Origin of the sequence: Hydrocarboniclastica marina (genome assembly GCF_004851605.1) — a bacterium.
In the GTDB taxonomy this organism is placed as follows: Bacteria; Pseudomonadota; Gammaproteobacteria; order Pseudomonadales; family Oleiphilaceae; genus Hydrocarboniclastica; species Hydrocarboniclastica marina.
On sequence record NZ_CP031093.1, the window covers coordinates 23,928 to 47,164 of the forward strand.

The following is a 23,237-nucleotide window of genomic DNA, read 5'->3' on the forward strand; positions in this document are numbered from 1 at the left end:
AGGCGCCACGCCTTTCACGCCCAGGATAAATTATGTGGCTGCTGCGCCGTCTGACTGGTCTGGCTAATCAGTGGTCCGCGATAAGTTGCCCGGGCGCCTTGTTGAGGCAGGCATAGAAAAAGCCATCCGCACCCTCAGCCTGGGGCAACAGCTGCCGACCATAGCCCGTGTCCAGCCCCCAGTCTACCGCCAAGGGTACCAGTTGGGCATCGGCGGTTGCATTGAGGAAACGGCTGACAATACGGCTGTTCTCCTGGGGAAACACCGAGCAGGTGGCGTAAACAAGCCGCCCCCCTGGCTTGAGAAAAGGCCAGAGCGCTTTCAGGAGGCTGAGCTGGAGTGTCGCGAGCGGGGCAATGTCGGTCTCGCGGCGCAGCAGTTTGATGTCGGGGTGGCGGCGGATCACGCCAGTGGCACTACAGGGTGCATCAAGCAGGATGCGATCATAACCCTCTGGGTCAGCCCACTCTGCGGCAGCCGCTGCATCGGCGCAGACGACCTCGGCGTCGAGGACCAGTCGATGCAGGTTCTCCCGTACGCGCTCCAGCCTGTCGGCGTCCGAATCCACGGCTGTCAGGCGCTCCAGTGCGGGTTCGGCTTCCAGAATGGCGGCGGTTTTTCCGCCGGGGGCGGCGCAGGCGTCCAGAACGCGTTGCCCGGGCGCGAGTTCCAGCAGGCCAACGCAGAGCTGGGCCGCTTCGTCCTGCACACTGACGGCGCCATCGGCGAAGCCCGGTAGCTGCTCCACCGGTACGGCTTTGCGCAGCCGGATCCCGGCCGGAGCAAACTGACAGGATTCGGCTTCCAGGCCTGCGTCAGTCAATTCTTGCAGGTAACCCTCCCGACTGCCCTGACGCAGATTGACCCTCAGGGTGAACGGCGGGTGCTGATTATTCGCCGCCATCACCGCGATCCATTGTTCGGCCCAATTGCCTTTGAGCTTATCGGCTATCCAGGCAGGATGACTGTGGATAACGGCCGGGTCGGTCGGTTCCGGCTCCCCTTCTCGCTGGGCCTTTCTCAGGACGCCATTGACCAGTCCGGTCAGCGGCTTGAAACCCAGGTCACGGCAGCCCTCGACGCATTCGTTGAGCACAGCGTGAGGCGGTGTCTTGCTGTAGCGCAGCTGATAGAGCCCCAGCAGCAGCAGGTATTTGACCGGCATATCGCTGCGACGCAGCGGACGTTCAAGGCGGCTGTCCAGCTCGTGGTTAAGGCGATACCACCAGCGGCAGGTGCCGAAGCACCAATCCTGCAGGCGGCCCCGCTCGGCAGGTGTCAAATCAATCAGTTGTGGCGGCAGGCACTGGTTGAGCGAACGCCCCTGCTCTACCACCTGGCTCAGCACCCGCACGGCACGACCATGCAGGCCGGGTTTGCGGGTGCCAGGCCCGTTCGGCGTACCTTTCGGAGGCGTCATTGTAAAAGCGCCCCCTGCTGCAGAACCGGTTTCCCGCCATTGACGATATCAGTCACGGACTGCGCACGCCCCCCGGGAAGCTGTAGCTTGATCAGGCTGAGTGCACCCTCACCGCAGCGCACCACGATGCCATTGCGATCCCGGCTGACCACGCACCCGGGCGGAGCATCAGCTGCGCCTGACGGTAGATCGACCACAGCGGCCTCAAGCACGCGGATACGGTTGTCGCCGTCATCGGTATAGGCGACCGGCCAGGGGTTGAAGGCGCGGATCTGGCGCTCCAGCGCCAGGGCCGAACGCGTCCAGTCGATCGCAGCTTCGGCTTTGTTCAGTTTGTGGGCGTACACGGCCTGCGTGTCGTCCTGGGCCTGGGGCACCAGTTCGTCCTGTTGCAGACCCAGCAGCGCATCCACCAGTGCTTCGCCGCCCACCTGGGCGAGACGGTCGTGCAATGAGCCGCCGGTATCTCTGTCATTGATAGGTACAGCCCGGGTCAGCAGCATGGCGCCGGTGTCGAGACCTTCATCCATCTGCATGATCGTAATTCCGGTTTCGGTATCGCCGGCCGCGATGGCGCGCTGGATGGGGGCAGCGCCGCGCCACCGGGGTAAAAGAGATGCGTGGACATTGAGACAACCCAGGCGCGGTAGCGTCAATACCCGTGGCGGCAACAGCAGGCCGTAGGCGGCGACAATCATGGCGTCGGCCTTGTAACCGGCGAGGCGTGCCTGGGCGGCAGAGTCCTTCAGGTTTTCCGGTTGCTCGACGGGTATCCCGTGCGCCAGCGCCAGCGTTTTGACCGGGCTGGCCTGGGCCTTGCGACCTCTGCCCGCGGGACGATCAGGTTGGGTATAAACTGCCGCCAGCTCATGGCCAGCATCGATCAGAGCTTGCAGGCTGGACGCCGCAAAATCGGGTGTGCCTGCAAAAACGAGTCGCAAGATTGTTCTCCGCGGGTTGATAGCTGGTTTGGAGGTTTCGACTCGAAGGGTCGACTATGAAGGCAAAACCTGGCGCCTGGTCGACGCCAGCAGTTGAATCCAGCGCTCAGGCCCGGATTTTATGCTGTTTTTCCAGCTTCTTGCGAATGCGCGTGCGTTTCAGGGGGCTCAGGTAGTCCACGAACAGCTTACCGTTCAGGTGGTCCATCTCGTGCTGAATGCAGACAGCCAGAAGGTCGGTCGCGATTTCTTCAAACGCTTGGCCGTGGCGATCCTGCGCTTTGATCCGGACGTGATCGACACGGGTCACATTCTCATAGAAACCGGGCACGGACAGGCAGCCTTCCTGCATCTCCTGGGGCTCGCCCTCGAGGACTTCCAGCTTCGGGTTGATAAACACCCGTGGCGCGCTACGGTCATCGGACAGATCCATAACCAGCAATTGCCGATGGACATTGACCTGGGTCGCGGCCAGGCCGATGCCCGGGGCGTCATACATGGTCTCGAACATGTCGTCGATCAGCTTCTGCAGCTTATCGTCGAAGCTCGTGACTGGCTTGGCGACCGTCCGCAGGCGCGGATCGGGGTATTCCAGAATCTCGAGTATCATAGGCACCAGTTCTAACGTTAAGTCTTCTGATCCGCAGGCGAAAAGCGCTCGCGTCGATCGGTGTCCCGTGCGGCTGATTGCTCCCCTCACGATTCCATGGGGCTCCCGCAGGGTGCGTCGCTAAAGACTCCGGGACCACGTTGCTTTCCCTTGACGTGGGACCACCTTGCCGGCGGGCCAGCGCCTTGCCCAAAGTCTTTAGCGACACGCCTGAGGCAGGCAACCCAGCCGCGCGCGACACTGGCTTTATTATCTACCAGGTCCCAGGTTGAGCACAAATCGATCAGCTCCGACGAGGTCCCGGGGCCTTCGGCTTAAAGCCTGGCCGGAGAGAAGACAAATTTGCCTGCAATTGCACCGATCTATTCTATAGTTAGGTAGGTTTGGCCATTTTTAAAGGTGCTGTTCCCGGGTTTTCGATCCGAACTGCAATACTACAGCCCGATGGGGGCTGCCGCTGTTTTGAGCGCGCCCCGTTAACCGGCCAGAGATTAGTCGATCTACCAAGGATTGCGATGATGAGGAAATTGCTGTGCACCGTTACCGCGGTGCTTCTGCTGGCGGGTCCCGGGGCACAGGCTGAACCGGAGCTGCGCGACGGTCACCCCGACCGTTACACCGTGGTCAAGGGGGACACGCTCTGGGATATTTCAGGACGGTTTCTGAATGAGCCCTGGTACTGGCCCGAAATCTGGCAGGTCAACCCGCAGGTGGACAATCCGCATCTGATCTATCCAGGCGATACGCTGGCGCTGGTGTACGTTGACGGTCAGCCCCGGATCACCAAAGTCCAGAGCGAGCCAGGTGTCGTCCGGTTGTCGCCGAAAGTCCGCTCCACGCCGATCCAGACGCCCGTACCGACCATTCCCCTTGATGCGATTGAAGCCTTTTTGGGCAAGACCCGCATTGTCGCTGAAGAAGACCTGGCGAACGCGCCCTACGTACTCCAGGGGCGTGACGGACGCCTGGTCAGCGGCGCAGGTGATCGAGTGTATGCCCGTGGCAAAAGCAAGGGACAGAAAGTACTGGGAGTGTTCCGCCGCTCCCAGGCCTATTACGATCCCGAAACTGAGGAGTTCCTCGGACTGGAAGCGAAAGCGGTTGGCCAGGGCAAAGTGGCATCTCAGGATGGTGAAGTTATCAGCCTGGATCTGACCCAGACCCAAGAAGAAGTGGTTCAGAACGATCGGCTGCTGCCGACGGCTGACGCACCGATCACCACCAATTTCGAGCCCAGCGCACCGGACGAACAGATCCGCGGCGTGATGATCGCGGTAGATGGCGGCGTCAAGAATATCGGCCAGTACGACGTGGTTACCCTCAATCGGGGTGCCCGCGAAGGCCTTGAGCCCGGCGATGTCCTGGCTGTGTTCAAGAAGGGAGAAGTTATTCGAGACCCCAATACCCGGGAACTGGTCGAACTGCCATCCGAGCGTGCCGGCTTGCTGATGGTCTTTCAGACATACGAAAAACTGAGCTACGGGCTGGTGTTGAAAGCGACCCGACCGCTGGCGCTGCTGGATGAAGTCAGAAACCCCAACTGATAACCCGGGGTTTCGAATAACCGCTACCGATCGTCCGGTAGCGGTTTTTTTCGTTTGGGCTGCGCCGTCGGTTGCTGCCCACCCGGCCCCGGGCACCAACCAATGCAACGTTCGCTAATGAAGCTGGAACTCAGCTCGGGTAAACTGGTTCGGCGAGGCAAGGAATCTGCCTGACCCGCTCGAGGCTGACGGTCCAGCCGCAGCCCAAACACCAGTGACAGGGACGTGATTATGAACGAACGGGAAGTGCCCCGCCGTGGGCTGGCCCTGGCTCTTTTGCCCCACGCGGGACCGCAGTTCTGGCAGCGAGTGCTGGACCATTGGGGTGATCCGCTGGCCGTTCTGAGCGCCTCAGCCTCCAACCTGAAAGCCATCGGACTTCGCTCGCCGGGCCAGGAGGCGGTTCGTGCATGGCAGAATCAGGATCTCAGCCATCCCTTTCTCCAGCGTATAGAACAGGCCGGGCGTGTCTGCGAAGACTTGCAGGTGACACTGCTGGCCTGGACGGATCCACGATACCCCGCCGCCCTGCGGCAGATTCATACCCCGCCCGTCGCCCTCTTTGTGCGGGGTAACGTCGAATGCCTGGGCAGCAGACAACTCGCGGTGGTCGGCAGTCGTCGCGCCACGAGGGACGGGCTCAGCAATGCCCGGCAGTTTGCCCGGGCCGTCGTTGGCCATCGGCTGGCGATCACCAGTGGGCTCGCGCTGGGCATAGACGGCGCAGCCCATGAGGGCGCGCTGGATGGCGATGGCACCACAATAGCGGTACTGGGGACGGGGATCGACACCCTGTACCCGGCCCACCATAAGGATCTGGCCGAACGCATCGTCGCGGGCGGCGGCGCTATAGTCGCAGAATTGCCGCCCGGCAGCCCACCGCGAGCCGGGCATTTTCCCCGGCGCAATCGTATAATCAGCGGCCTGGCCCAGGGCGTACTGGTGGTTGAGGCAAGCCTCGCCAGCGGCTCGCTGATCACTGCCCGGCTGGCCCTGGAACAGGGCCGCGATGTGCTGGCCATACCGGGGTCGATCCATAATCCCCAGGCCCGTGGCTGCCATAGGCTGATCCGCGACGGTGCCTGCCTGGTGGAGACTGTGGATGACATTCTGGCGGAGCTCAACACCTGGACGCCTGCGTTGTCTTTCGGCGATCCGGTGCCGCAAGCCGAGACCGGAACGGCTGGTCTGATGCTCGAGGCACCGCAAGGCACTGCCGGCCAGGTCTGGTTGCAGTTGGGCCTGGACGCCCGTGACACTGACGACCTCGTGGCCCAGACCGGGCTCGATGCAGGCAGCCTTTTGCAGGCCTTGCTGGAGCTTGAGCTGGAGGGACATATCGAGGCGGTACCCGGCGGCTACCGGCGTGTGCCTGCGTCGAGCATTGCCCGCGCGGAACCTTTCATTGACTGTAGCGAGACCAGATGCCCAATCCGACCCTGACCTGGCACGCGCGCCGGGCGTCAATGGCCTTGAAAGCCGGCGATGTGATTGCCTATCCGACCGAGGCCGTCTGGGGCCTCGGCTGTGACCCGGCCAACGAGACTGCGATGAAGCGTCTGCTGGCGCTGAAGCAACGGCCCAAGGAGAAAGGCGTTATCCTGATCGCGGCTGACCTGGCTCAGGTGGCCCATCTGCTGGCACCCCTGCCGGATGAGCTGCGCGCGAAGGCTGAATCCCTCTGGCCCGGTTTTGTAACCTGCATCCTGCCCGATCTTGAGCGTCAGGTACCGGACTGGATTCGCGGCAGGCACGACGCCGTAGCCGTCAGGGTCAGCCGGCATCCATCGGTCGTTGCTCTCTGTCGGGCTTTTGGCGGGCCGATCGTCTCGACCTCGTGCAACCCTTCGGGACGGCCACCAGCGACAACTGCCTTTGCGGCCCGGCGGTATTTTAACCAGCGCGTACAGACGTTCATGGTCGGGCATCCGGATCAGCAAACAGGGCCCAGCCCCATCCTGGAACTGTCGTCGGGGCGATACCTGAGAGGGCGCTAATAATTCAGGCGCCTCCCAAAGTGATTCAAAAGCCCCCGTTGCGTGATAATCTTTTCGGCTCGACTGAGCCACGGCTCAATCATTCTTCGCCCGTAGTCCGTGCCAGAGGTGCCTGCCATGTCCAACCCGGATCCCGAACGCGTCCGCGCCTACCTGGAAGCGCTTCAGGACAACCTCTGTATCGGGCTGTCGCAGCTGGACGGCGGCGCCGACTTTGTCGAGGAAACCTGGCAGCGGTCCGAAGGCGGCGGCGGGCGCAGCCGCGTGATTACCGGCGGGAGCGTCTTCGAAAAGGGCGGCGTGAACTATTCCCACGTGATGGGTAATACGTTACCGGCCTCGGCCACAGCACATCGGCCGGAACTGGCCGGTGCCCCTTGGCAGGCCATGGGCGTGTCACTGGTGCTTCACCCTGAAAATCCCTATATCCCGACCTCCCATGCCAATGTGCGTTTCTTTATTGCCGAGAAGCCCGGTGAGGCACCGTTGTGGTGGTTTGGGGGAGGCTACGACCTGACGCCATACTACGGGTTCGACGCGGACTGTGTTCACTGGCACCAGGTCGCCGCAGAGGCCTGCCAGCCGTTCGGGCGCGATACCTATCGCCGCTACAAGGCCTGGTGCGACGAGTACTTTTACCTCAAACACCGGAACGAGCCGCGGGGCATCGGTGGCCTCTTCTTTGACGATCTCAACGAACACGGGTTTGAGCAGGATTTTGCGTTCATGCAGGCCGTGGGCGACAGCTTTCTGCCCGCCTATCGCCCCATAGTGCAGCGGCGGCGGAATCATCCTTACGGGGAACGTGAGCGCCAGTTCCAGCTATACCGGCGCGGCCGCTATGTGGAGTTCAACCTGGTCTACGACCGGGGGACGCTGTTCGGGCTTCAGTCGGGCGGGCGAACCGAGTCCATCCTCATGTCGCTACCCCCCCTGGTGCGCTGGGAATACAACCACCGGCCCGAGCCGGACAGTGCTGAAGAGAAACTGACCTCGTACTTTCTGACCGGGCGCGACTGGTTGGATGAACCGAACCATGCCACTCACGGAGCCTGACGATGAGCGATCTCTATGCGGTTATCGGCCATCCGGTCAGCCATAGCAAATCACCGTTGATTCACGGTCTTTTTGCCCGCCAGACCGGTGAGAACGTCAACTATATCGCCATCCAGGCGCCGGAGGACGGGTTTGCCGATACCGCGCGCTCATTCTTCCGCGATGGCGGCTGCGGGCTTAATGTGACGGTGCCGTTCAAGCAGGAAGCCTATGCCCTGGCCGAAAGGTTGACCGATCGTGCCCGGCTGGCGGGCGCGGTTAACACACTCTACCCCGACGCCCAGGGCATGCTGCTGGGCGACAATACCGATGGCGTCGGGCTTGTCACTGACCTCTGCGAAAACAACGACGCGCAAGTCAAAGCCCAGCGGGTGCTGGTGCTGGGCGCAGGCGGCGCGGTGCGGGGTGTGCTTGGGCCCTTGCTTGAGCAGCACCCCGCGGAGTTGGTCATTGCCAACCGTACACTCAGCCGGGCCCAGGACCTGGCAAAGCTTTTCGAAACTTATGGGACCGTCAGTGCCAGCGAATTCAGCGAGGTGGTCGGCCCGTTCGATCTCATCATCAACGGCACCAGTGCCAGTCTCGCCGGAAGTGTTCCGCCTATCCCCAGCAGTGCGCTCGACGCCAACACCCTCTGCTACGACATGATGTACAGCCAGGACACTACCGTATTCAATCGCTGGGCTCTGGGCCAGGGAGCGAGCCGGGTAATAGACGGGCTCGGCATGCTGGTGGAACAGGCCGCTGAATCTTTCTTCCTGTGGCGGCACCGCAGACCCGAGACCGAGCCAGTTATCAAGGCCTTGCGTTCATCCTGAGGCGTTGTACCGAGTGAGAATCGGCCGAGCCGGCGCCTGCTAAATCGGCCGCTTTGGACTATCCTTCTGAAACCGTCCCGTTCCTCCTACTCGGTTTCAGCATGGACATCCTGACGCTTGTTGGTCTGATTGCCGGTGTCTCGGTCGTGGCCCTGGCTATCCTGGCCGGCTCTGACCTGGGCGCGTTCATGAACCTGCCCGGTCTCGCGATCGTGGTATTCGGCACTTTTTCGGTTACCCTCATCAAATACCGCCTTCATTCCGTGAAGGAGGCCTTTGCGCTGGCCGTGCGTACAGCCTTCACTGATCGTACGGTCAGCCCCGTGGTGCTGGTCGGGCAAGTCCGTGAGCTGGCCAATCTGGTGCGCAAGGAGGGCATTCTGGGGCTCGAGGATTACCAGACCGACGAGCCCTACCTGCGCAAAGCCATCAATCTCGCCGTTGACGGTCACCCGCCGGAGTTCATCGACGAGGCCCTGCTACAGGAAATGCAGCAGACCCTGGAGCGTTACGATGTGGCTGAGCGGGTCTTTCGCGGTATCGGCGACTCGGCGCCGGCACTGGGCATGCTGGGAACCCTGGTAGGCCTGGTACAGATGCTCAATAACATGGCTGACCCTGGTTCCATTGGCCCGGCCATGGCGGTGGCGCTGCTGACAACGTTTTATGGCGCACTGATCGCGCAGCTTGTCGCCCTACCCCTGGCCGACAAGCTCCAGCTCAAAGCGGTCGAGGCGCAACGCAACATGATGGTCGTTCACGTCAGCATGCTGAACATCATGAAGGGCCAGAACCCGCGCCTGATGACGGAACTTCTGAGCGCCTACCTGACGCCGGAACAGCGCGGCAAACTCCAGCCCGAAGCGAATCGCTGAAATGGCCGTTCTTTTGGGACGCAAGCGTGGCGCCGCCGCCGGGCAGCCGTCCTGGCTGATGACCTTTGCCGATCTGATGATGCTGTTGCTGACGTTTTTTATCCTCCTGCTGTCGTTTTCTGAAATTGATGCGGAAAAGTACCGGGCCATGATCAACTCCATGGGCGCGGCATTCGGCACCCAGCCACTGCAGACAACGCTGCCCGGAACTGGCACTGAACCCGGATCTGGCACTGAAGCAGCCGTTCAACAGGCTGGCGCTCTCTCTGGCGGCGTTGAGCCCAGCGCGGGCGTGACGATAGCCACCGCCCAATCCGTGCCCCAGATCGTGGCCGGACTGCCCCTCGGTGCCGTCGGCTGGCAGTCAGCCGTCGCACCCGGTGTCGAACAGCTGGCATCGGTGCTGATCGGCCAGTTGGAGGAGGAGGTCGCCGCCGGGCGACTGGCGGTGAATTATGATCAACGCCGGGTCGTAGTCCGCTTTTCAGAAGAAGCCACATTCCCCTCGGGGGCTGCCACGATCAAGCCCCAGGTGCAGCCAATAATAGACAGGATCGTCGACGCCCTGAGCCAGTGCAGCGGTGAGATTGTCGTTGGCGGTCACAGCGACGATCTACCCATTATCAGCTCGCGCTACCGCTCCAACTGGGACCTGTCCGCCGCCCGGGCTGTGTCCGTGGTGCACCAGCTGGTCCTGGACCGGCGCATAGAGGCCCGGCGAGTGATGGCCGCGGGGCACGCCGAAACCCAGCCCCTGGTGCCGAATGACAGCGCCAGCAATCGCGCCCTCAATCGAAGGGTCGACATCAGCATTTATGAGCCCAGCTGCGGTCAGCTTTTTGAGGATGCGCCGGGGATCGCGCCCGCGGCTGGCGAGTAGCGTCTGATGACCGGCAATGGCTGCGATTAACGCTGACGGTATAGGCAGGTATACTGTGACGCTTTTCAACAGGGCAAAGAGGTATTTCTGTGGCCGGGCCGGATAAACCCAAGGTATTGGACGAAGAATGGAGCGACGAGCGGGTCAGCAGTTTTCTGTCGCTGGAACCCTACGATACCAGCATCAGCAAGGATTACTTTGTCCTTGAGCGCGCCTACCAGTCAATGCGGGCCGATGACTTCCGCCGCTTTCTGGGCTTTTTTACCGAAGCCTCGCGTGATCTGGACAGCCTGAGCCCGGGCGGCGAGACCATTCTCGACCTGATCAGCCAGCACCGGCGCTCGGTTGAGTATGCCGAGGCTCTGAAAGAGTTCGGCGCCACCCACAACCGGAAATCCTGACCTTCGGAAGCGCCCCAACAGCTTCAGCCAGCCAGATACTCGTCCTTGAGGCGCACGTAATTGGCCGCGGTATAGGTGAAGAACGACCGCTCCCCGTCTGTAAGCGGCCGGGCCTGCCGGCACGGGCTACCAACATACAGGTAACCCGTCGCGAGGGTTTTGCCCGGGGGCACCAAGGTGCCGGCGCCGAGGATCACTTCATCCTCCACTGTTGCGCCATCCATAACGATTGCGCCCATTCCCACCAGTATGCGGCTACCCAGGGTGCAGCCATGGAGCAGTGCCCGATGGCCGATGGTCACATCATCACCGATTACCAGTGGCCAGCCGCCGGGATTGAAGTCGCTGGCGTGAGTAATATGCAACACTGAGGCATCCTGGATGCTGCACCGCTGGCCGATCTTAATGTGGTGCATATCGCCCCGGATGACTGTTTGCGGCCATACGGAGCAGTCATCTCCCAGCGCCACATCCCCAATGACTACCGCACTGGGGTCAAGCCAGACCCGCTGCCCGAATTTCGGTGCTATGCCCTTGTGAGAACGGCAATTCGTCATTACATACTCCTATTGCGCTACTGGTAAAACACGCTTATCACGCCCATCATTGGCCCATCGTATCTTTTGACATTGGGGGAAAGGAATGAAAAACCCGTTGCTCACCGAAGACCAGCTGCCTCACTTCAGTTTTATTCGGCTAGAGCACATCAAGCCGGCGATCGACCAGTTGATAAGCGACAATCGCGTTCAGATCCAGTCTATCGCCCAACAGGAAGAGCCTTCCTTTGAAACCCTGGTGCAGCCGATCCAATCGCTGGAAGACCGGCTCGAACGGGCCTGGTCCGTAGTCAGTCACCTCAATGCCGTACAGAACACCTCCGAACTGCGCGAGATCTACAACGGTTGCCTGGCCCAGCTGACCGAATACGGCACCGAGGTCAGCCAGAACCAGCAGTTGCACGCGGCATACCGGAAACTGGCGGATAGCGAGCAGTACGCCAGGCTGGATCAGGCCCAGCGCAAGGCTATCGATAACACGCTACGTGACTTTGAGCTATCTGGCGTGGCGCTCGCGGCTGATAAAAAAGAGCGTTTTGCCAAACTCTCGGGCGAACTGGCGGAGCTGTCCAGCCGCTTTTCAGACAATGTGCTGGACGCCACCCAGGCCTGGAGCAAACAGATTACCGACCAGTCGGAACTTGCCGGGATGCCCGAAACGGCCCAGGCCGGCGCGCGCCAGGCAGCCCAGCAGCGCGAGATGGAGGGCTGGCTTCTGACCCTCGACGCGCCCAGTTTCCTGCCGGTCATGACCTTCTGCGAAAACCGAGCGTTGCGCAAAGAGGTGTACGAGGCGTTCGTCACCCGGGCCTCGGAACTGGGGCCGTTCGCGGGTAAATGGGACAACACCGCGATCATGACCGATATCCTCCGGCGCCGGCACGAACAGTCGCAGCTGGTCGGGTTTGACAGCTATGCTGAGCGCTCCCTGGCACGCAAAATGGCGCGCACGCCGGAAGAAGTGCTCGGTTTCCTTGGCGAACTGGCGAAGAAGTCCCGTCCCGTGGCCGAGAAAGAACTCGAGGAGCTCAGGGCATTTGCCCGGGACGAATGCGGTGCGGAAGGCCTGGAGGCCTGGGACATCGGTTTCTATGGCGAGAAACTGCGCCAGCACCGGTATCAGATCTCCGACGAAATGCTGCGACCGTACTTCCCGGCCAACCGGGTGATCCCCGGGCTCTTTGAGGTAGCCCAGCGCCTGTTCGGCGTCAGGATCAGTGCGATCGATGATGCCCAGGTCTGGCACAAAGATGTGACCGTCTACGAGATCAGCCGTGACGGTGAGCCGTTGGCCTGGTTCTACCTGGACCCATACGCCCGCAAAGGCAAACGTGGCGGCGCCTGGATGGCGGATTGCCGGGTTCGTTACCGCAATCTGCGCGGGCACCTGCAGAAGCCTGTCGCGTTCCTGACCTGTAATTTCACGCCGCCGGTCGGCGATCAACCCGCGCTGTTGACCCACGACGAAGTGACAACGCTGTTCCATGAATTCGGCCACGGGCTGCACCACATGCTAACGCAAGTGGAAGTCTTCGATGTTTCCGGAATCAATGGTGTCGCCTGGGATGCGGTTGAGCTGCCCAGCCAGTTCATGGAGAACTGGTGCTGGCATGCCGAGTCGATCGCGCTGATTTCTGGTCACTACGAAACCGGTGAGCCGTTGCCCCAGGAGTACCTGGAGCGGATGCTGGCGGCCAGGAACTTCCAATCGGGTATGCAGATGCTGCGACAGATTGAGTTTTCACTGTTCGATTTCCGTCTTCATGCGGAGTTTGATCCCGACAAGCCGGTTTCGCCCCTGGCGCTGCTGGAAAAAGTTCGCGAAGAAGTCGCGGTGGTTCGCCCGCCTGCCTTCAACCGCTTCCCCAACAGTTTCTCCCACATTTTTGCCGGGGGTTACGCGGCTGGCTACTACAGCTATAAGTGGGCCGAGGTTCTGGCAGCGGACGCGTTCTCACTGTTTGAGGAGAAAGGCATATTCAGTCCCGAGGCCGGGCAGGCATTCCGCGAGCATATCCTTGAAAAAGGCGGCTCCCAGGAGCCCATGGAGCTGTTCGTCGCCTTCCGCGGTCGTGAGCCCCAGGTTGACGCGCTGCTGGCGCAGTGGGGCATTCAGCCCCAGCCGGCGGTGGCTTAGCGTCCCGTCCGCGGCTCGTAGGTTAACGAATTACCCGGACTGGACACAGGTTTTGATCTTTTCTTTCCCGCCCGAGCACGTAAGGGGGCGGGACGGACACGAGAGTAGGCAAATGACCCAGACAGTGAAGCGCTTTATCGCCGGTGCGGTCTGCCCCCGCTGTGCGGAGATGGACAAGATCATGATGTTCGAGCAGGACGGCACCCAGGTTCGTGAGTGCGTGGCTTGTGGTTTCAGCGATCAGCAGAGCGATAGCCCGTCTGAAGGTGCCGAGTTGGAGACACGGGTGAATCAGCCCCGTAGAGACGCCAAACTGGAGCCGGTGGTTTTCTTCCGGTCCGCCGCTGAGGACGACACCAAGAAGTGAGTTAGCGCGACCCGGACTCGGGCGAAGCGGACCCGATCATGCTGGAGCCTGTCCGGCTTGTATTAATCGTTTTTGCCGTTGTCGGCGGGCTCGCCACAATAGGCGAAACGGGCGACTTCTTCTCCGGCCATGTGCACTGTCTCGTTAAACATCGCCAGAGGGCGGACCCAGAGGCTATGGTCGCCGTACAGGCAGCGGTAGACCACCAGAGCTTCCTCGGTTTCGCTATGGCGCGCGACCCCGATCACTTCGTAATCGCCGCCTTTGTAGTGCCGGTACCGTCCCGGTTTCGGTAGCTTCATTGATCGGCCTCCTGTCCTTTTTCGATAGTACGCCGCTTTCTCGCTATTGCCCATCACGTGATGCATCGCAAGGTTTGAGACAGCATCAGCACTCGCCGGGAACCCGAAACGGTTCCGCAAGCCGCTCCGCCAGGGCGGACGCCCGCTGGGTACGGCGCTCGACCGCGGCCTGGAATACTCGTCGATCCGCAACGACCAGACTGAACCTGTCACGGGCGCGGGTAATGCCGGTATAGAGCAGCTCTTTGGTCAGGATCGGACTGACCCGGTCCGGCAGGACCAGGCAGGTGTGATTGAATTCGGAGCCCTGGGACTTGTGTACGGTCATAGCGAAGACGGTTTCAACCGATACCAGACGGCTGGTCAGCACCTTGCGGACGGCGCCGTCTGCCGCCTGGAAGCAGACACGTAGGTGATCGCCGGATTCAGGGTCGGGCAAGGCGATGCCGACATCCCCATTCATGAGACCCAGGCTATAGTCGTTGCGGGTAACCAGCACCGGACGGCCGGCATACCAGGCCCCAGCGCCGCCAATCAGACGGACTTCACGCAGGATTTTCTCGATTTCAACGTTGAGGCTCTCTACCCCGAACGGCCCCTTGCGCAGCGCCGACAGAACCTGGAATCGTCCGAACGCCGCCAGGACGGCCCGGGTCCAGGCATCAAAACTGTCGAAGCGGTCCGGGCCCTGATGGACAATGTCCAGATAGGCCTTGTAGCCTCCGCTTTCATCAGGATGGGAAAAGCGCGTGGCTGCGCCTTCAAGGATGAGCTCCCGAAGAAGCGCCGACTCAACACCGTCCGGTGCCCGTGTCGCGATCCAGGCGACATCGCTGAAACCGCCGTGCTGGATCAGCTTCGTCGCATGGCTGGCATCCTGTCGGTTTATCGCCTCGGCCAGCTGACCAATGCCGCTGCTGGCGCCGAATCGGTGGCTTTTACGTAACAGGGCAATGTGGTCGTCGATAGTCGGGTTGTCAGCCGCAAGAGCCGCCTGCTGGGCCTGCCAGGGGGTCAGGTCATAGCCGGTGCAATCGTACAGCCAGCGGACCAGATTCTGGCTATAGCCGGGCTGGTCGGCGCCCTGGCACAATTCGCCGAGTACCGCCCCGGCCTCCACCGAAGCCAGCTGATCTTTGTCCCCCAGCAGGATCAGGCGGGTCGACGGATGCAGGGCATCGAGCAAAGCCGCCATGAGCTCCAGGTCTACCATCGACGCTTCATCTACCACGAGCAGATCAAGATGCAGCGGATTACCTGCATCGTGGCGGAACTTGCGCGAGAAGGGCTTGGGTCGCAACAGCCGGTGCAGGGTGGTCACCGTCAGCGGAATGAACGGCTGGACATCTTGGGGAAGCTGATCGACTGCCGCGCCAATCGATTCAGTCAGTCGTGCTGCGGCCTTGCCCGTGGGCGCGGCGAGATGGATGCGTAACGGCCGGCTGCCGGCGTCGAGCGCCAGTTGCTGCAGCACGCCCAGCACCCGGACAACGGTGGTGGTTTTACCCGTGCCCGGGCCCCCGGAAATGATGGTAAACCGGCTGCGCGCCGCCAGCGCCGCAGCTACCGTCTGCCAGTGCACGCCAGTGCTGGGCATCTCTTCGGTACTGCGCAAAGGCTGGAATAGCGTTTCGACCACACGGCTGAGATCCCGGTCGTCACCCGTTACGGGCTGTTCCAGCCGTGAACGAATGGCGCGGGCGACCTGCTGTTCATACTGCCAGTAGCGGCGCAGGTAGAGCCTGCCCCGGTCCAGCACCAGCGGCCGGTTATCGTCTTCTGCAGCGCCGGGCAGAGACTGCGTGCTCGCGCCATCAACGCGCTCTGTGCCCATGCTGACGAAGCCAGACTGCCGCAAGCTCTGCGCCCAGCCGTCGAGTGTCCAGCCGGACAGCAAGCTCGAGGGCAAAGCCAGGCCCTCACTGTTGCTGTCGCCCTCGGGCGGAAGAGACAGGGCTTCGTCGGGGTGGCCCAAAGTCCGCGCCAGATCCAGGTAGATATGGCCGCGGCCCAGCTGGTGGCTGGCCAGTGCGGCCGCCAAAAGGGCATCATCCCTGGCTTCTGGCGCCTGCCCGTGGAGAAACTGCACCAGCGCCAGGTCGATGTCACGCAGCCAGCCCCGCTCCACCCACGCCGTCAGTTGGTGGTGCAATGGAAGGGAATCAGAGGCCATCGAACAACTCCCCCTGCAGCGACTGGGCCCGGAACAACTCATCCAGCGCTTCGATGAGCTTGCGGGGCGGCCGATCACTGAATATACCCTGTCCCGGGCTGGAGCAACCGCGCAGGAACAGATAGCAGGCGCCGCCAATATGGCTCTCGTACCGGTAACCGGGCAAGCGTGATCTCAGCAGGCGATGCAGGGCCAGAATATAGAGCACGTACTGCAGGTCATAGCGGTGTTCAAGCATGGCCTCGGCCATGCGTTCCCGGGTGTACCAGCTATCGTCCTCGCCCAGCCAGTTGGACTTGTAATCGAGCACGTAATAGCGCCCGTTCACCTCGAACGTCAGGTCGATGTAGCCTTTCAGCATGCCATTGAGTGTTTGCGGACGCAGCCGGGGACGGGGCCGACCCGGCAGTACCGTGTCGACGACGAGCTGATCAAGCGCCTGGGTGGAAGTGGTATTGGCCGGAAAGAGGAACTCCAGCTCGGGACGGTAACTCTCCGGGTCAAGGCTGGCCAGGCTCGGGACCGCAGGCGCATTGCCTGCGGTTTGCAGCGGCACCTGGATAATCCGCTGGAGCTGAGTGGCGAGCATTGTGGCCCACTCTTCAAGCCCGTGGGCGGCGCATGTTTGCTCCAGGTGGGCTTCCAGCAGTTGCGGGTGATCGGCGACGGTGCCAAAGCCCTGTTCGGCCATCCATTCGAGCACGTTGTGCAGGAAATTGCCCACCGTGGCGCCCCGGGGGAGCCCGTGGAGGCCAGGGCCGTCCGCCTGGAAGTGCCGCTCGGCTGGCTCATGGCGCAGTTCGGCCATGTTTTCATGGGCCGGGCTGCTGCCTGCCTCTTGCGGGGCCGCAGTCAGTTCGGCCCGGTCCGGTTGCGCTCTGGCCCCGTCCAGAATTGCGCTGTAGCTGGTGATCCACCAGGATTCAGTCGGTTTCAGACGAGGCCGCCGCGGGGCCTTGGGCTGCGTTTGCTCTACGGCGGGAGGCAGGCGCACATCATCGGTTGGCGGCAGCGGCTCCAGTGTGACAGCGGGCGAGGCGTGACAAAGGGTTTCCAGGGCGTCCCAGAGCGTCTGGGGCGCAAGTTCGCAGCCGCCATTGAGAATATAGGCAATAGCGGACGGCGCCAGCTTGCAGCTGTAACCCTTGCTCCTGTCCTGGCCATACGCGAGCAGACCAACCCAGCAGGCGTGGCGGGCGCGCGTGAGCGCAACGTAGAGTAGCCGCAGATCTTCGGCCAGACGCTCGCGGTCGGCCCGCGCCAGGGCTTCGGCATCGTTGGCGTCGGCGTAGCATGGCGCGCCCTGGTCATCGTGGAAGGCGATGAGCGGGCCGCGGCTTTTCCCCAGCGGCCGGCAGAGCCCGACGAACGGGATAAAAACCAGGGGATACTCCAGCCCTTTGGACTTGTGAAAGGTGATGACCTTGATCAGGTCCTCGTCGCTTTCCAGGCGCAACACGGCATCCTCGCCGAGGTCATGTCCACCGCTATCAATCTGGTCGGCCAGGAACCGTATCAATGCCTGCTCCCCATCGAGCTGGCTGGCCTGGCTCTGCAGCAGCTCCGCGAGATGTAGCAGATTGGTCAGGGATCTCTCGCCATCGGCTTGGGCCAGCAGGCGTCGGGGAACATCGAAATCCTCAAGAAACCGACGCATCAGGGGCAGCACGCCGCGCTGCTGCCAGAGCACCCGGTAGCCCCGGAACTGCTCTATACGCGCCTCCCAAGCCAGTTCATTCTCGTTATGCACATCCAGCTGCGCGAGGTCGAGATTGAGCGTGCGACTGGCCAGCGCATCCCGGACCAGGCTCTCACGCTCGGCTTCAGCCACGGCGCGCAGCCACATCAGCAAATCGGTCGCTTCCGCGCACGCGAAGACCGACTCCCGGTCACTCAGGTAGGCACTGCGCAGACCACGTTGGGCCAGGGCAGTCCGGATGGCACCGGCTTCATTGAAGTCCCGCACCAGGATGGCGAAATCCGACGGCTGCAGAGGTCGACGAGGGTTGCTGAACCGGGCCTCGCCGGCGCGCGCTGCGCCGAGCATACGGCGTATTTCGCTGGCGCAGCTGTTTGCCAGCGCGGCCAGGTAATCGCTTTTGTTACTGAAACCCAGCCCGGGGTGCGACCAGAAGGTGAGGCCGGCCAGCGGCCGGCCGTTCCATTGCAGTTCATCGGGCTTCTCGCGGCTGCCGACGCTTTCGAAGGGAATCTCATCACCCAGCAGAAACGCGCCCTGGGGGCGGCGGCCAGCATACTCGAACACCTGGTTGACCCCTGCGACCAGCGGCGGCACCGAGCGGAAGTTGGTGTCGAGGGTGAAATGCTGCCCCTTGCTGTCACGTCGCGCCGCCAGATAGGTGTAGATGTCGGCGCCACGGAAGCCATAAATGGCCTGTTTGGGATCACCGATCATGAAGAAGCCCAGGTCTTCACGCTGGCTGTAGACCTGCCGGAAAATACGGTATTGCTCGGGGTCGGTGTCCTGGAATTCGTCGATCAGCGCTACCGGGAAGTGCTGGCGAATGGTCGCCGTCAGGCGTGGCCCGCCAGCACCTGCCAGAGCCTGATCAAGGTGATGGAGCATATCGTCGAAGCTCATGCTGCCGCGGCGCTTTTTCTGGACCTCGACCCGGTTGTGGCACCAGGCAGCGGCATGGGCCTGCAGCCGGCCGCTCATGTGGTCCGGCAGCATCAACCGGTCCTGCAGGTCAGACAGCGCTTCGAGGGCGACAAAGTCGGGCAAGGCGATGTTCTTTTTGAGCTTGAGGCGACGACTGCCGAGTTTGCCGTGGTCGTCGGCAATAAAGACCGTCTCGCCCCTGGCCCATGCGGACAGCTCCTGCAGCTGCTGGCGCACCACGTCGTCCTTGTGACTGGTGCGATTGAGATGGCCTTCGGCCAGCGCGTTCTCGAACCAGGACAGAATCCCCGGCTCCTCCTGGCGCCACTTGTCCCTGGCGCGGCTCTCCTGCGCCAGGCAACCCGCCTCCCAGTGGGCCAGCTCCTGATAACAGGCGGTGTCGAGGCTGTGGAGGGACCGCGGGTAATGCCGGGCCAGCGCCGCGAGCCTGTCAGCCGACCCCAGGGCATCAGCCAATGCGGCGTAAGCGGTCTGGCTCAACGGGTAGGCGAAGGTACGCCAGTAGTCCCGGGCCGCCTCCTGCCAGAGCGGTTCCAGCTGCTCTTCAATTTCAGTATTGAAGGCCTGGCCACTGTCAAAAGCGTGCTGGCGCAGCATCCGCTGGGCCCAGCCATGGATGGTGAATATAGCGGCGTCATCCATACTGTTGGCTGCGAGCTCCAGTCGGCGGGCGAGCCCGAGGTGCTGCTCAGGCTCATATTCGCTGCGTAGGGGCGCCAGGAAAGGATGGTCCACAGGCTCGCCGCGAAACATGCGCGCCGCCGCGGCCAGGTTGCTGCGGATACGGTCGCGCAGCTCCTCGGTCGCCGCCTTGGTAAACGTTACCACCAGGATTTCCGCCGGGGTCAGTGGGCGACCGAAGCTTTTGCTGCCGCCGTGGTTGAGTACCAGGCGAACGTAGAGCGCGGCGATGGTAAAGGTTTTCCCGGTCCCGGCGCTGGCTTCAATCAGGCGGGTGCCGCGCAGTGGGAATGTCAGCGGTCGCAGTGGCTCACTCATGCTCTCGCTCCCGCTGCTGCACACTGGCGAAAAAATCACCGTAAACCTGTTCTGCCCATGCCGGCAGCCCCGCCTGCCAGGCGGCGTTCAGGTCAGGCCAGCAGCGCTCCAGCGCTGGACTGGCGCCAAGGTCGCCGGGCGGGCCGAAGTCAGCGCCCGCGTAAGCGCTGAGGTAACGCTGGAGGTCCGTCCGCTCCTCAGGCTCATCCCGAAGCAGCGCCATGGCGGTGCCCATGCCCAGGGGTAGACACTGCTGCTGAGCGGTGTACCAGGCCGTAAGCAGCCGTTGCAGGCTTTGAACGGCTGCTGCCTGTTCAACGACAGGCAGCGTATGGGCACCGTCGGTGGAGACGAGGACGCTCGTTATCGGCTGACCCGCGGCGGCTAGGGCCACATGCCGTAGCCAGAGGGCGATAAAGTAGTGGTATTTGAGTTGGGATTGCTTGCCCTGCCTGCCATTCCAGGCCTGCGCCGGCTGCGCCAGAATGCAGGCGAGATTGCCGTTGCCGTCGCCGTAAAGGTGGTCAACCCAGTCATTCAGGGCTATGACCTGCTGGTCTGGGAGTTCCGGCAGTATCAGACCATCGAGTGCCAGCTCAAGCGGGTCTGCAGAAGCGGGCCATCGTGCCATCACACGGTTCCAGTGGGCCAGGGTCTCGCGGACCTCCGCCTCGATCTGCTCGCTGACGTTAGCCCTGGCGGCGCCCATGGGCAAGCGCCCCGCTCGCCTGAGGCGCTCGAGCCCCTCGGACAACAGGTCTTCCTGCTCTGCGATATCGGCCTTGCGGCACTGCTCGAAGATCTCGCTGCGGTAGCTGAACCGGGCAAGCCCATCCAGGACGAAGGGCTCGTCTTCGGGGGTAGGCTCTTCACTGCGTCCAAACCAGACATTGAGGCGCTGGTTGAAGAAGGCATCCGCCGGGTAGCGCATGAACCGGTGCAGTTGATCCAGGCTCAGGGCAGCGTCGAGTGGTTGCGGCGGCAGGATCAGGGGGGTGTCGGCACGGGCCTGTCCTACCAGAGCCTCGGTCCGCACGGTATGCAGGCCGGCCCATTCCCGGGCATAGGTGAAATAGGGGTCATGGCCCCCCATGGACTCGAAGTAGACCCGGCTGAAAGGCTGCAACGGGTGCAACAGGGTCAGCCCCTGACTGACCGGAACATTTTCGCCAGCGTTATCTGTCATTTGCCAGCCGGCGTCGAGGTAGTCGCGTAACTGGCCAACCAGGACGGACGGGGTGCGTTCGCTGTTGTCGCGGGCATTGCGGCCCAGCCAGGACAGATAAAATCCCCGGCGTGCTGACAGCAGGGCCTCAAGAAACAGGTAGCGGTCGTCCTCCTGGCGCGAGCGGTCGCCCGGACGGTACTGCTCGGCCATGAGGTCAAAGTCCAGCGGCGGGCGCTGGCGTGGATACTCACCGTCGTTCATGCCGAGGAGACAGACCACCTCGAAAGGAATAGCGCGCATGGGCATCAACGTACCGAAGTTGATCCGCCCGGCAAGAAAACGCTGGGAAAGGCTGACTTCTTCAAAGCGAGCCAGGAGCGCATCGCGGACGACCGACAGTGGCAGGTTTTCAGTGAGTCCGGCCTCGTCGCAATGTTGTTGCCACTGCCTCAGCACTTCCTGGAACTGCTCCAGAACCAGGGCGTCATCATCGCTGGGCTGGAGACACTCAAGGACAAGGTCACGCAGGTGGATGCTCCACTCATCCGGGGAATGGGTTTGCCGCAATCGTTGCCAGTAGTCTTCCAGAGTTTCAACGACGCGGTAGAGCTTGCCGGCGACAGTTGCGTCCAGCCCGCCGATCTCGTCAAAGGGTTCAATCTCATGCCAGGCGCCGCCGCTCCCCCCGGCGTAACCCAGCAGCATACGCTTGAGCCCGAAGCGCCAGCTGTTCTGGTCCAGGCCGGGCGGCAGGTCCAGATGTTCGCGCTGGCGGCTGTGCAGGCCCCAGCGAATGCCGCTTTGTTCGATCCAGCGGTGAAGGGCCGGCATGTCCTCCTGGCTGAGGCCAAAGGTTGCCCTGAACGCGGCAACATCGAGTAGCCCCAACACGTCGCTGACGGTGAAACGGGATTCAGGCAGAGTCAGCAGGCTCTCAAGGGCGGCCAGAATCGGGTTGCTCGAGCGCTCACTGCGGTCGCCGATGCTGTAGGGGATATAACGGGAATCGTCCGGCGCCAATCGGCCGAAAACAGCTTCTATATGCGGCGCGTAGGCCGCAATGTCGGGCACCATGACGATGATGTCCCGCGGCGCCAGCTGTTTGTCGGCCACACCTGCAGGTGTCTCGTCCAGCAGCGCCAGCAAATGGTCCTGCAGTATCTCGACTTCCCTTTGCCGGCTGTGGGCCAGCCGGAAGGCGACCGAGCGGTCCCCTGCAGCCACCGGTTCGCGCTTTTCGGGCTGATCCGCAGGCGGCAGGGGCTCGAGGTCGAGAATTTTCTGCTGAACCTGGTGGAGAAGGTGTGGCTGCGCTGCGTCGTTGCGGTCTCGGAAAAGGTCAATGCTGGCGTGGCTGCTGGTGGCATTGTCGTAGTCGTATAGCAGCCCGATATAGTCCCGTCCCTGCTTGCCCCAGGCCGCCAACAGAGGGTTCGTGCGGCTATGTAACTGGTCAGCGTCGAGGCCCTGCAGGCCCGGTTTGTCCGGATGACGGTAGCGTTCGAACCGGAGCAGGTGGCGCTCCTCGATAATGTCTGCCCAGTAGTAGCGGCAGGGGTTGTGCACATAGATCTGAACAGCAAGATGACGGGACAGTGCGTCGAGGGCTTCCAGGATCTGCTGGGGCAGCGAGGAAATGCCGAATACGGTCAGGCGGCGTGGCAATGCGGGTGGGCGTTCGCCGAGCAGGCGCACCTGTTCGAGAAAGCGACGATGGACTTCCGCCCGCGAGCTATCGGCAAGGTCCGGGCCGACGTCGCTTTGAAGGCGTCGCCAGAGTGCTGCCTGCCAGCGCTGGTCCGCGCCCAGGGGGTGTCTTTCCCCGCGTGGGCTGATCAGTTCGTCGTCGCCTGCCTGCCATGCGGCCAGCCAGTCCGCCCGGTAAACCTGATACTGGTCGAACAGGTCGGCCAGTCGTTCAGCCAGCTGGTAGCGCTTGCGCAGATCGTCATCCACGGCGAGAAAGTGGCCCAGGGGCTCGAACAGCGGGTCATCCAGGCACGCGGGCAGCAGTCGCAGCAGGCGCCAGGTCAGGGGCTCACGATCAAAAGGCGAATGGTCGGGCACCGTCCCTTTGCCCAGCACCGCACGGTAGGCCGACCAGAGGAAGCGGGACGGCATCTGCATGTCGAGCGCCGCGGCAATACCACAGGCGTCGTCCTGGGCCAGTTTGAGCTTCAGCCATTGGGCCATGCCATTGCTCTGGACCAGGAAAACTTCGTTCTCAAGGGGGCGCAACGGGTTACGTTGGATCAGCCCCGCCACCAGCTCTCTCAGGTCTTCCGGATGGTTGGCGTGGACAATGGTCAGCCCGGAAGCCGGTGCGTGGTCCGTGCTCGGCATGCGCT

Annotated in this window: 18 protein-coding genes; 10 read left to right on the top strand and 8 right to left on the bottom strand. The window is 62.5% G+C overall.

Annotated elements, in window-relative coordinates; translation table 11 throughout:
* Positions 1-67 precede the first annotated feature (67 nt).
* From rsmB to def, 3 genes are all read right to left on the bottom strand, one after another.
* A complete protein-coding gene (gene rsmB / locus soil367_RS00110; RefSeq protein ID WP_136545753.1) occupies positions 68-1,420 on the bottom strand; it encodes a 16S rRNA (cytosine(967)-C(5))-methyltransferase RsmB in 1,353 nt (450 codons plus the stop codon).
* Positions 1,417-2,364, bottom strand: a complete 948-nt coding sequence (gene fmt, locus soil367_RS00115; protein WP_425459988.1) for a methionyl-tRNA formyltransferase — start codon at positions 2,362-2,364, stop codon at positions 1,417-1,419. The genes rsmB and fmt overlap by 4 nt, the downstream gene beginning before the upstream one ends.
* A gap of 103 nt (positions 2,365-2,467) precedes the next feature.
* Positions 2,468-2,971: a peptide deformylase gene (gene def / locus soil367_RS00120; protein ID WP_136545757.1), complete on the bottom strand. Its 504-nt coding sequence runs from the start codon at positions 2,969-2,971 to the stop codon at positions 2,468-2,470.
* 515 nt (positions 2,972-3,486) lie between these two features.
* Here def and soil367_RS00125 point away from each other — a divergent pair.
* The 8 genes from soil367_RS00125 to soil367_RS00160 all read left to right on the top strand — a co-directional run bounded on the left by soil367_RS00125 (position 3,487) and on the right by soil367_RS00160 (position 10,542).
* Positions 3,487-4,515 carry a LysM peptidoglycan-binding domain-containing protein gene (locus tag soil367_RS00125; protein ID WP_246065429.1) on the top strand — a complete coding sequence of 343 codons (1,029 nt, stop codon included), beginning with the start codon at positions 3,487-3,489 and terminating at the stop codon, positions 4,513-4,515.
* Positions 4,516-4,746: 231 nt separating this feature from the next.
* Complete coding sequence (gene dprA / locus soil367_RS00130) at positions 4,747-5,958, top strand: DNA-processing protein DprA (protein WP_136545759.1); 1,212 nt, start codon at positions 4,747-4,749, stop codon at positions 5,956-5,958.
* Complete coding sequence (tsaC, locus tag soil367_RS00135) at positions 5,940-6,512, top strand: L-threonylcarbamoyladenylate synthase type 1 TsaC (RefSeq protein WP_136545761.1); 573 nt, start codon at positions 5,940-5,942, stop codon at positions 6,510-6,512. The genes dprA and tsaC overlap by 19 nt, the downstream gene beginning before the upstream one ends.
* A 117-nt stretch (positions 6,513-6,629) precedes the next feature.
* On the top strand, positions 6,630-7,568 hold the full coding sequence (hemF, locus tag soil367_RS00140) for an oxygen-dependent coproporphyrinogen oxidase (RefSeq protein WP_136545763.1): 939 nt from the start codon (positions 6,630-6,632) through the stop codon (positions 7,566-7,568).
* Positions 7,569-7,570: 2 nt separating this feature from the next.
* Entirely contained in the window at positions 7,571-8,386 is an 816-nt protein-coding gene (aroE, locus tag soil367_RS00145) for a shikimate dehydrogenase (RefSeq protein WP_136545765.1), read from the top strand.
* 101 nt (positions 8,387-8,487) lie between these two features.
* Entirely contained in the window at positions 8,488-9,261 is a 774-nt protein-coding gene (locus soil367_RS00150; RefSeq protein ID WP_136545768.1) for a motility protein A, read from the top strand.
* A gap of 1 nt (position 9,262) precedes the next feature.
* Positions 9,263-10,141 carry a flagellar motor protein MotB gene (locus tag soil367_RS00155; RefSeq protein WP_136545770.1) on the top strand — a complete coding sequence of 293 codons (879 nt, stop codon included), beginning with the start codon at positions 9,263-9,265 and terminating at the stop codon, positions 10,139-10,141.
* Between the two features lie 89 nt (positions 10,142-10,230).
* Positions 10,231-10,542 (top strand): PA4642 family protein, encoded by a 312-nt coding sequence (locus soil367_RS00160; RefSeq protein WP_136545772.1) that lies wholly within the window; start codon positions 10,231-10,233, stop codon positions 10,540-10,542.
* Positions 10,543-10,565: 23 nt separating this feature from the next.
* Here the strand turns inward: soil367_RS00160 and soil367_RS00165 are convergent, their stop codons facing one another.
* Entirely contained in the window at positions 10,566-11,099 is a 534-nt protein-coding gene (locus soil367_RS00165) for a gamma carbonic anhydrase family protein (protein ID WP_136545774.1), read from the bottom strand.
* Positions 11,100-11,184: 85 nt separating this feature from the next.
* Between soil367_RS00165 and prlC the strand changes: the two genes are divergently transcribed.
* The gene (prlC, locus tag soil367_RS00170; RefSeq protein WP_136545776.1) at positions 11,185-13,236 is read left to right on the top strand and encodes an oligopeptidase A; all 2,052 of its coding nucleotides are present in this window, start codon (positions 11,185-11,187) and stop codon (positions 13,234-13,236) included.
* 112 nt (positions 13,237-13,348) lie between these two features.
* Positions 13,349-13,603, top strand: a complete 255-nt coding sequence (locus tag soil367_RS00175) for a YheV family putative zinc ribbon protein (RefSeq protein ID WP_136545778.1) — start codon at positions 13,349-13,351, stop codon at positions 13,601-13,603.
* Between the two features lie 62 nt (positions 13,604-13,665).
* Here soil367_RS00175 and soil367_RS00180 read toward each other — a convergent pair whose 3' ends face one another.
* From soil367_RS00180 to recC, 4 genes are all read right to left on the bottom strand, one after another.
* Entirely contained in the window at positions 13,666-13,905 is a 240-nt protein-coding gene (locus soil367_RS00180) for a DUF1653 domain-containing protein (protein WP_136545779.1), read from the bottom strand.
* A gap of 85 nt (positions 13,906-13,990) precedes the next feature.
* Positions 13,991-16,078: an exodeoxyribonuclease V subunit alpha gene (gene recD, locus soil367_RS00185; RefSeq protein ID WP_136545781.1), complete on the bottom strand. Its 2,088-nt coding sequence runs from the start codon at positions 16,076-16,078 to the stop codon at positions 13,991-13,993.
* Positions 16,068-19,721 (bottom strand): exodeoxyribonuclease V subunit beta, encoded by a 3,654-nt coding sequence (gene recB, locus soil367_RS00190; protein ID WP_136545783.1) that lies wholly within the window; start codon positions 19,719-19,721, stop codon positions 16,068-16,070. The genes recD and recB overlap by 11 nt, the downstream gene beginning before the upstream one ends.
* Positions 19,714-23,232: an exodeoxyribonuclease V subunit gamma gene (gene recC, locus soil367_RS00195; protein WP_136545785.1), complete on the bottom strand. Its 3,519-nt coding sequence runs from the start codon at positions 23,230-23,232 to the stop codon at positions 19,714-19,716. The genes recB and recC overlap by 8 nt, the downstream gene beginning before the upstream one ends.
* Positions 23,233-23,237: the final 5 nt, after the last annotated feature.